At 37.9% G+C, this 10,608-nt stretch carries 9 protein-coding genes; 1 reads left to right on the top strand and 8 read right to left on the bottom strand.

The genetic code is table 11. The features are described from left to right. Both FTU86_RS13270 and lpxO read right to left on the bottom strand, forming a co-directional pair. Window positions 1–377, bottom strand: a 377-nt coding sequence (locus tag FTU86_RS13270) for a replication initiation protein (protein ID WP_180098865.1), incomplete at its 3' end; no start/stop codon positions are given. 381 nt (window positions 378–758) lie between these two features. Then, window positions 759–1,673, bottom strand: a complete 915-nt coding sequence (lpxO, locus tag FTU86_RS13265) for a lipid A hydroxylase LpxO (protein ID WP_179996322.1) — start codon at window positions 1,671–1,673, stop codon at window positions 759–761. A 170-nt stretch (window positions 1,674–1,843) separates the two neighbouring features. On the opposite strand from lpxO, the gene FTU86_RS13260 reads away from it, so the two are divergent. After that, window positions 1,844–2,836, top strand: a complete 993-nt coding sequence (locus FTU86_RS13260; protein WP_180053124.1) for an IS5 family transposase — start codon at window positions 1,844–1,846, stop codon at window positions 2,834–2,836. Between the two features lie 171 nt (window positions 2,837–3,007). On the opposite strand, the gene FTU86_RS13255 is transcribed toward FTU86_RS13260, so the two are convergent. From FTU86_RS13255 to FTU86_RS13230, 6 genes are all read right to left on the bottom strand, one after another. Beyond that, a complete protein-coding gene (locus FTU86_RS13255) occupies window positions 3,008–3,268 on the bottom strand; it encodes a tellurium resistance protein TerC (RefSeq protein ID WP_180048577.1) in 261 nt (86 codons plus the stop codon). 69 nt (window positions 3,269–3,337) lie between these two features. After that, the gene (locus tag FTU86_RS13250) at window positions 3,338–4,309 is read right to left on the bottom strand and encodes a BsuBI/PstI family type II restriction endonuclease (protein WP_180048578.1); all 972 of its coding nucleotides are present in this window, start codon (window positions 4,307–4,309) and stop codon (window positions 3,338–3,340) included. Then, a complete protein-coding gene (locus tag FTU86_RS13245; RefSeq protein ID WP_180048579.1) occupies window positions 4,287–5,768 on the bottom strand; it encodes an Eco57I restriction-modification methylase domain-containing protein in 1,482 nt (493 codons plus the stop codon). The genes FTU86_RS13250 and FTU86_RS13245 overlap by 23 nt, the downstream gene beginning before the upstream one ends. An 80-nt stretch (window positions 5,769–5,848) precedes the next feature. Next, a complete protein-coding gene (locus tag FTU86_RS13240; RefSeq protein ID WP_180048580.1) occupies window positions 5,849–6,376 on the bottom strand; it encodes a plasmid replication DNA-binding protein in 528 nt (175 codons plus the stop codon). Between the two features lie 154 nt (window positions 6,377–6,530). After that, window positions 6,531–7,625: a hypothetical protein gene (locus FTU86_RS13235; RefSeq protein ID WP_180048581.1), complete on the bottom strand. Its 1,095-nt coding sequence runs from the start codon at window positions 7,623–7,625 to the stop codon at window positions 6,531–6,533. 2,270 nt (window positions 7,626–9,895) lie between these two features. Beyond that, the coding region (locus FTU86_RS13230) for a replication initiation protein (protein ID WP_180098863.1) at window positions 9,896–10,608 on the bottom strand (713 nt) is incomplete at its 5' end.

Genomic DNA, 10,608 nt, shown 5'->3' with positions numbered 1-10,608 from the left:
AAAAGCTGTTGAAGGCGTTTTAAAATAGCATGAGCAAAAGCTATGACATTTTGCCTACTAGCATCAGTTTTATAGATAGGAGTTTCAAGCTCAAAAATGATATGAGCCTTACCATTATGAAAGTTCGATGTGACTAAGTTTGGTAGAGGTATGCCAGAACGTTCAAATAGAATATCCGCAATAGCAGCTTCATAATCTAAATCTAGAATGAAATAGTTCTGATAAAAAGGGCTATTCGGCTGAATATAGCTATAAGAGATCGCTAGTTCTTTTGGTCGAACTAATAGAGGTTGTCCCTTTTCATTGGTACACCACGGCTTTCTAGGCAATTTGTTTGCAAATTGCTCTCTAAAAGAGCTTACGTCTATCTCGGTCAATGTTTTTATCCAATTTGCATTGTTTTTTTTAAAGGCAATAGATAAAATGACCGTAGATTCTAGGGGCGGTCATCTTCAATGCTCTGTCCTGAAAAAAAAGTCCTACTCGCCAAAGTTCTGGGCTTTTTTTTCGTCTGTAATAAAGTGTTACTTACTTGAAACGATACGTTAATAGAAGATCTTTTCTAAATCTAGTATTTCGTACGTCGAATAGCAATTTTTTAATTTCTTGTAACATTTACCCTATTTTATTCGAAACGTTTGCATAAAAATTCCCCTATTTGCTTCATTCTATACATAAAAATAGGCGGGAATTAAAGTGCGTTGCTGAAATTGCTCAAAAATGTCATAAAAAAACGCCCCGAAAGGCGTTGCGATACTTTAAAACACATAAGGGCGAATAAAAATTAAGAAGAAAATCCCGAGCATTAAAAACCATTTTAAGAAATAGTACACACGACTATTTTTAGCTTTTAAAGCCTTGGCTTTTAAACGCACTTGATAGACATAGCCAAAGACTTTATTTAAGCCACCCGTCTGATCGCCTGCTTCATTCGGAGAGCTTGCTGCGGTCATCACATTTTTGCCAAACCAGTGATTAAACTTTTGCATCCAGAGTGATTTTAACGGACGCTCGACATCGGCAAAGAAAATAATACGGTTTTGAGAAGTGCCATTTTCAGCATAGTGAATATAGGTTTCATCAAACACCACACTTTCACCATCACGCCATGAATAACGCTCCCCATCGACATCAATAAAACAACGGTCATCATTTGGTGTCATCAATCCCAAGTGGTAACGCAATGAACCTGCATACGGGTCACGATGACGCACTAAACGACTGTCGGGCGCTAGTTCAGTAAACATCGCCGCCTTAATGCTAGGCAAAGTTTTTAATAATGCTGTGGTTTTTGGACATAATTCTGCGGCAGATGGATGCGCGGAGTCATACCATTTTAAGTAAAAACGCTTCCAGCCTGTTTTAAAGAATGAGTTAAAACCCAAATCATCGTAAGTACTTGAAGCTTTAATACCGCCCTGTTCATATAAAGCTTTGGCTTCATCACGAATCATTTCCCAATTGTCATCCAAAACCTTTAAATCTTGAAAGTGCTGGGTGTCGATATACGGTTGATTTGGTACTTTAGAGAACAAATACATTAAATAGTTGATCGGTGCGAGGATGGTAGAATGGTCAAAAAACTGACGATAAAAACTATGACGCACCTTGCCGCGCTGTTGAATATACAGCGCTGAAGCGATAAAAATCGCCAAAATAATCCACTTCAACATAGAACAACCTAAATTGCTGAAAACAGCTAAAATTCAAAATGTCGCATATTCTACTCAATTTCAGCGCATAAGGTGATAGCAGAAAAGAAACCTTTGCACGAACAGATACACAAAAGTTCGTTAAAATGATATAATGCTTTATAATCAACCACATAACAAAAGACACCGACATGGCATGGAAACAAACAGGGCAGCTGTCCCTAGCAGACAGTCTAGTTAATCACCACAAAGCCATTGAAGAACTCGATGAACTACACAACCTCATCAACTGGCAGACTATCGAACACACCTTACGTCATGTTCATAACAGCGACCGTGGCGAAAGTGCCTTTCACCCAGTCATCATGTTTAAAGTCTTATTACTACAAAAACTGTATGGCTTATCAGACCCAGCCATGGAAAAACAACTGGCACGAGACTTACTCTTTCGCCGCTTTGTCGGGCTATCGCTTACCGATAACGTACCTGACCACAGCACCATCTGGCGATACCACAAACACCTAGGCGAACTTGGACTTACCCAACCCTTATTCAACCAAATCAATGAGCAACTAGCCGAGCAAAATATTATCATCAAAGCAGGCAGTGTCAGCATCATCGATGCCAGTATCGTCGAAGCCAAGAACAAACGAGCTAAAAAAGGCAAACATACCGACAATACCCAAGACAAAGAAGCTGCCTACGTCAGTAAAAAAGACAGCACAGGCAAAGTGAAAACCACCTACGGCTTTAAAATCCATCTAAACTGTGATGAAGACAGCTTTGTCAAAAAAGTTGAAACCACCCCAGCCAATGTGCATGATTCACAATGTTTTACCACGCTTTTAACAGGGAATGAATCTGCTGTTTACGCTGACAGTGCGTATAAAAGCCAAGCCCATGACGACTATCTTGCCAAGCATGAACCACCGATAAACAATTATATTCATGATAGAGCATGGCGTAATACCCCTTTGACCGAACAACAAAAACGTTCCAATACCCAAAAGAGCCAAACCAGAAATACGGTGGAACGGGTATTTGGTCATTCTAAATTGCATTATGGGATGAGCAAGGCTCGTCATTTAGGGTTAATGCAATTTCATACCAGTACAGTGCTTGCTAGCATTGTGCATAATTTAAAAACGGCCCTAAGTCTGAAACAAAAATATGGATTGGCTTAGGGTTATTGTGTCTGTTGGTTGGCAAAACTAGCCAATAGATCTGAATTAACTGCAATTTAGGAGAGTGTTATGCCAATTCGGTGACTTTTTCTATCTTTTAACACCAATTCCAGTTTTTAGTTGAGTTTGAGATTGGTGTCGAGAGTAGGTCGCTGGTTTGTGCAAAGGTCTCTATTCTTCCTTAGTTTCAGCAATAACACCCACTATATCTTGTAGATGCTTCCTTTTAACCTGCTCAATTATTGGTTCAGGGTCAATTCCTTTTCCTTTAAGCTCAGATATTAAAGCTACAATAATCGACAAATTTAAGGGCAAAACTCCCTTACTTTTGTAGTTAGTAACTGAGTTAGGATGCATCCCTATTAGGGATGCAAAGTCCTTAATACTTAAACCACTATTGATAAGTTCTATCTGAAATTCACTATATGTCATAGCTAAGTACATCTATGATTTTTTCAAAATATAGCACACCAAAAACGTGAAAACAAATATATTATGTGTTTAGTGAGGTCCTAAAAACCGATCACCGTTAAAATGAATCATGTGCTCAGGCTCATTGGCTAACCAAACCTCAGTTTCCCATGCAACATCTGCAGAATACTTTCTAAACGTAGCTCTATCAGGGAATGCTGTGACATACACACAACCTAGATGGGTACTCTCCAACATAGCCTGTAATTCTTGCCATCTTTTTTCTGAAATTGGTCCATGAGTTGTGACTGCTTCTATCAGATAGAGCCATTCCTTTTCAGGATCGAAAGCCACGACATCAGGCAATTTATCTTTAGCAAGCTCAGGGATTCCTAATTTTGCGAACCATTCTGAGTTTAAAAATGCAAATTTTCCACCTGTTCCATCAATACTCGCTGTGTCGCCAACATATAAAAGTCGTGTTTCTGCACCTGCAAACTGGGGTAAAAATGTGTGAATAATATCTGCTTGTAATTGATTATGAGCACCTGCTGAAAGGCGCAACGGCTCTACCATATACGGTAAATTAACCAAAACTTGTGTCTTAGCCACACGTTTTTTGTGAGCTTTAAGCAATAATTTAGCGTTAATTGCATGGGTTTCAGCTTCACTCTTCCAGTCACCATTAGGCATTTTTTTTAAAATTTCTATCACTTCATCATTTAGACTGTAATTCGTTTGACCACTATTGGTTGGTCTTGTTAAGTCATCTCTATTTTTAGTTACAAGCCCATGTTGCATGAACTGATGTAATGTTTGTCGTCTAATAGTTTCACGGGTATTTGCTTTATATTCTTTAAAATAAAACACAGCCATAAATGCCATTAGATCTACGGTACGGTAGAGATTATTCGTAACACTTTCCCAACCATCAGAAGGCTTTAAATTAGCTAAAGCAAGTAAGGTTAAACACGCCCTTTCATTCTGTTGAGCCGGAGGTAAACCAAAAGCCTTCAACAACTGCTGTGCTTGATCAATTTTAGACTGTATATCTTGATTCATATTTAATCCGATCTTTCAAAAACTCGTCCGTTTGGTCTTCTTCAATTTTTCCTGTTAGCCAATCCGAACCTAACTTTTCAATTACTTCTTTCGAGCAGAATTTTAGGGTTTTTATTTCTGTAGCATTTACCTGAGTGTTGCCAGAGATAGTTCTAAAATAGGTATCAAACAAATTTGAGCGCAATATCAAGGCTAGACCATAGGTTTCTTCGAGCGTCATATCTCGGTCTTTGTGACCGATAAAATTAATATGATTTTCTAAGGCTACAAAATCTTGTTTAAAATTAGATGCTTCATATACAGCAGCACCAATTCTCTTCTTTTCATCTTTAGAACTAATTCTACGAATTAGGACATAGTTTTTATTAGGTACTAACCATTTACTCGCACCCTCAATTAAATAAAACCTCTTATCTTTCTTATGAGATCCATTAAATATGACTTTTAGATCTTGTAAATTATGTGCATTGATCAAAGGTAATGAATCAGTTTGAGTAGGCTCTAAAAACTCTTTTGAACGATACTCAACTACTGGACCTGTTGAAATGAAGTAACCCATTTCATCAAACGTATTTCCCCAGCTTTCAACCAAAGATAGAACTTCTGCATCTTCTCGGCTTTCAGGAATACGAATAAAAGATTCACTAGAGGTACTGTCTAAAAGCAGATCAGGAGCATAATCGTTAATCTCTGATTTATTGAGATCATCTACACCATTTGATGATGAAACACGAATTTGAGATTGCTGTAGATCTTTCACAATTTTGAAAATGACATTTTCTTGAAGTACATCACTCTCTTTAAAAGCATCTTTTCTTGATTTAAAAATATGAATTGCTTTCAAGCTATTGTTTTTAAGTAAATATTTTCTAAAACCTTTAAAATATAGCCCATTGGTAAAACTACGAGGAGTAATAAAAATTAGTTCTCCTTGTGGAGCTAAAAGGCTTAATGCTTTTGCAACAAACAAAGCATAAATATTGGGATCACCCTTAAATAAATGAGCCATTGATTTAGCATAAGGGGAAGTTTTCACAGAATATTTAAAATATGGAGGATTAATACAACAAACATCATAGGTCTGATTGTTTTTTTCCAAGATAAAATCTTGGTTAATAACCTCATAACTGAATGAGATTCCTTCATTTTCTTTAGAAAAAGTATCTAAATTCTCTTTTAATAATGGGATAACTAAATCATCTTTCTCATAGGCTGTTAAATGTAATTTTTTAAAGCCCAATTCTTTTAATTTTAATAATGCAGAAATCCCCAAAATACCTGCACCTGCACCTGCATCTAGAACACTAATAGATTGGCTCTTGTCCTTATCAAGAGTAATCAAACTAGCCATGAATGTTGCTATTTCACTAGGTGTAAAGAATTGCCCCAACTCCTTTTTTTCACTGGAAGCTTTCGTCTGTAAAAACTGATTTTGGGTAATAGAGATGTTTGAGATCATAAGTAAATCTTAAATAGGACAGTGCAATTGTAGTGTATGTAAGGAAATAAACAGTAAATCGTTGGCTAATATACGAGCCTTCACTCATCAAATACGGCACTAACAACTCGACTAAATAAGCCCTTTCTCTTTGGTCTCTTCTCTTCTTCAAGGATAGGCTTCGGAATTAGATGTTCTTCTTGCTTCTTTTCAAGCTCAGGTAGCTTAGAAAGAACTGGATCACTCTGTTGTTTCTCTACACTACCTTGTACTGACGATTCTTTAGGAGCTGTTAAAAGGGTTTGGAGCAAATGGATACTACTATCCTTAGTTTTAATCTGTTCCTTCAAAAAGTCTTCTGTCTCTTCAGCTTTTTTAAGCTGTTTCTGTAGCATTTCAACCTGTAGCCTTAGAGTGTCAACTTCTGTCTGCTTTTGTAACTCGGTAGACTGTAACGCAGTTACATTTTGGTTTCTTTCACTTGGTTCACCAAACACTCTAATAGCTTCTGCAAAATCTATTTTTCCGTCACTCCCCTTGCTTAGATCCCCTTTATTTATACGTTTATATATACTTTGTCGGTTCAATCCATAAAGCTTTGCAAGCTCACCTACAGTCATTTTTTTCATGCGTTACATCCCCTGTCACTAAAGGTATTCAATATACACTTGGGCGACAGGGGAGGGCTACATTTATGGTCAATGTTTTAATATATGGGAATATTTTGAAGGGTTGAAAGGCTTTACCAAGATACTGAAAGCATCCTGGTAAAGCTGTCCATCGTCATGACAAATTTTCTGCTTGTTTATTGGTATTTTCATAAAAACTCAGGATAGATCGAAGCATCATTAGCTCTAAATTATCTTTGGGATAAAAGTGAGCATATTCCCAGTGCTTATATTCGTCTTTCAACTGCCCAAAATATCCAAGTTTAAGCGTATGCGAGTCCAACGCTTTATCTAGGTCTTTCCCACATTTATTTTTAAAAGTTCTTCTAAATACACCATATTCCCTACCAATATCCGAACGCACCCCACGATGTCCGACATATTTAGATAGAAAGCCATGAACTCGATCTACATCCTTTAAAAATAGATTCTTTTTGCCCTGATAAGTAAGGATCAGACCATTCAACGCATCACGGATAGTATTCAAAGCACCTTCACTTAAACAGACAGTCCATTCCTGCATAGGAACGCTAGTTTTCTTAGGTTTATTCCCTGCTGTTTCAGGATTTCTAGCAAACTCCTTTTCCCAAGCCTTTAGTTCTCGTTGATACTTTGCTTCGGCTTTTTCAGGCGTAATCTTTGCGCCTCTTTTAAGAATTTTGTAATTCTTAAGCAATACAGTCTTAACTGGCGTGTTAAATCGTTCTACGTTCGGAATTAATGCTTTTAATTTCTTGTTGATTTCGCTGACATGATCTTGGTTTTTAATATCAAATAAAGCAGGTTTACCATGCTCAATAACTAAGAATGATTTTGGAATGGTAACAACCAAGCAAGCTGTAATTCGAACATCCTCAAAGTGGTTTCTTTCCAAGTGATCAAAACTAATATCAGTAACAGTTACTCGTAAATTATTGGCTAGGTTGTACTTCACTGGTTCACTTTCAGATTTTACGGAAGCCATAAGGACCAGATCAAAAACAGGCTGAGTTTTTTTGTGTCGATGCCGTGTACTTGCACTAGCTTCTAGATTGTAGCGTTCAATCCATCCTTTTTTAGATTCCCGTCCTCTAATAACTCTTAATGCATCCTGATAATGATGAAATTCATGATAAGAGATCAGACAAACTTCACCATTTGCTTCGGCATAGGTGAATCTTTCTCTAACCAATTGCAGGAATTTTGCTTTGGTCGTTGAATAGTAAATCAATCCTTTAACTCCCCTATCAACACAAAAATAGGCTTAAAAAACCATTTTTATGGAATAACGATGACATAACCATAACAGAAAAATTATGACATAACCATAACAAGTAAATTCTAGGAAATACTCAATTTTTACGACCTTCTAAATCTGAATATACATGCTTTTTGGTCACATGATGGTATCAGCTCAATAGAACCTGCTGTAATTGACTTTTGATAAGGAAGGGCGTAAAAATTGAGCTGTAGATTGACGCTTAATCTCATGGGCTACCAACCCGACTTCAAATTTCTCAAGTCGGGTTACCCGCCCGACTTGAGATTGCTTTCACAATGGTTGTTCCTGTTTAGGAGGAAGGAGGGTGTCACGCCCGTTGATTTTCTACCTAAGCGTGTACCAGAAAAGGACACGACCAATAAGCTCGACTCGCTGTGTGCATTAGGAAACTGGTGCTCGCACGGTGGGAACGGGGGCTTGTCGGGTGAAAATCCCGCATTCTACTCACTCTCCTTAAAAGGGGGTCTTGCTTTAAGTGGTATCACGGTTGAGAAAACTTAAAGCAGGATGGGCGACAAGGAAACGGACGGTTTACCGATCCTGAACAACTTGATTGCAGTAGATGAAAAAGCTACTGCGAGTGGTAGTGGACGATAAGGAATGTCGTCGCGCTAGTACCACCCTTTCCATGCTTGAAAATGTCTATACGGCATGGTGAGTGACTGACAGGTGGGCTTCTCACGTTGTAGCAATGCAACGGGTCTAGGAGTTGAAAGACGGCCTTAGACGACACTTTTTGGTTAGGTAGCATGATTTGTCGTGATGACAGTTACCGAAGCTATTAAAAGGTCGATGGATAGCTCAAGCCTGTAACGGTGGGGCAGACTGAGGATGTTGTAGGCGAAATTAATACAACACTGGCGTACCCTGCTATACAGTGCCGAAAACTTAAGTACGTTAGCTTTGTCTTTATCATCTTATTCGGTAATCAGAATCTTGCAGGTTTTATCTGAAAACGGTGGAGTAATAAGAGATAGAGAAGATTGTGACGGGGGCTTGAGTATTAAATGGCTAGAGTTGTATCTAACTTGGGAAACACTAACGTAGCGTTGGCTCTCCGATTCGACGGGTGCCGAGGTATAACGTATTGCGGTTTCATAAGCAGCGGATTAAATACCCGTTTTCTTATGGATTTATAGTGTGGGAGCGCAATCAGTAGACGTTCATGATTTCACGGCTTCGGCTTTGAATAATTGAACAATTTCATCTTGTAAGCGTGGCTTAGAAAACGTGTGGTGAAGATCACCGAAGTGTAGTGAGCTTGATGAAACGAAAATTTGCTCGGGCAATGGAAGTATTTGAAGTCCGGCTTGCGAGCTTATAGCTTCTTGGATTGGTTTCCTTGCTATAAGTAAGCTTGCGTAGCATCGAAAGAAGAAAAAAACTTCGAGTAGTGGCTACAACGCATAGAGAAACAGGTGGTGCTGTCTTTATGGAGATTAAGCGTTTAATTCTATATTTCAGAAAACAGGTGGTGCTGTTACTGAATAGAATTGGGAGTCATCCCTTAAATGGCTAGGTCTACACCGACCAAAGTTGAAGTGTTGCAGCACTGATTTCCTTGATGCTGCATTAAAACTCAATAGGGAATAACTCTGTTGAGTAATCTATGGAAATCAAAACGTCCGAAGTAACGTTAATACTTCAATGAATCTAGTTTGGTTCAACCATTGGTTTTACTAAGCTAGCGTACTCCTCAGCGCAAGAGGATATGGCAATTGCCCTTTTCAGCTTCTCCAGTAATGGAAAAGTTGAACTAACAAAGAGTTTTTAAGCTCTTTGAACTACTTAAGCCCTGCTTAGGCTAGTTAAACACTTACTAACTGGAACTATATTGGGCAACCAATGTTTTGACTGTTAGCTGATCTTCTAACTTCATTTTGGAGTTTTGAAGGTTTATAACCCTTTAAAGGGCTAGTACATTTTGTATTAGCCCTTTATCTTCTCTTTTGCGTTTTAAGCCACTTTTTACTTTCAATAGGTAAACTTAAAAGGAACTAAGGAAAAAACGAAATTGGTGCAAACCATGAGTTAGAGTTAAGCCAATATCGCAAGTTTAGATCTTCAAGATTTTGTTTGGATAACTGTCAATAACCAACCTAAATTAGCCTAAGCTAAACTTAAATTATTAAAGCGTGGAACATATTTAAAATTGACTGAAATGACAAAAACCGAATGCTACGAGCTATTACCTGATTTAGGGTAAATGTCCGCCCCATTCAGTTCCCATTCAGCCATCTTCTAATCGTTCTTTCATTCACTTCGCATTCCAATGCTATTTCTTTTACTGTCTTTCCTGAGTTTTTAAGTTCTAGAGCCTTTTCTTTTCTTTCAGAAGCTTTATTTTTACGAACTTGGACCGACACTTTATTTCCTAATTTTCCCTTATATCTTTGTCGTTCAATGAATTCTTGATAGCAGTAACCATCATTTTTCCAACAGAAACGGCTGATACTCTTTGCTATACATTTAATTTCGTTGTAACCCAGTGGCTCAGATAACCCCTCATTTAGCGTCATACAATGAGCGATCATAGCTTTTTCCCATTGTTTATACGTCTTCCCTCTATATTTTCTGATCTCAACATAAGCAAAGGGACAAGCTGTGTAGAAGATATAACAATTTCGACCAAGCCCTATTGCTTCATCCAATTTGATATTGGGCTTTTCATACTTGTTCTTTGGTAGATCTATCTTTTCAGCCAATTCATAGAGTGAATAAGGCTTTTTTCTTAGTTCTGTTACACGCCATTGGCTAGATAAAGGATTCTTAGTAATCACCCCTGTATAACCAATATCAGCATCGAAAAGCTGTTGAAGGCGTTTTAAAATAGCATGAGCAAAAGCTATGACATTTTGCCTACTAGCATCAGTTTTATAGATAGGAGTTTCAAGCTCAAAAATGATATGAGCCTTACCATTATGAAAGTTCG

Origin of the sequence: Acinetobacter sp. YH12155 (genome assembly GCF_013418255.1) — a bacterium.
Classification (GTDB): Bacteria; Pseudomonadota; Gammaproteobacteria; order Pseudomonadales; family Moraxellaceae; genus Acinetobacter; species Acinetobacter indicus.
The sequence above is the reverse complement of the archived record's forward strand: the minus strand, read 5'-3'. Positions and strand labels throughout refer to the sequence as shown.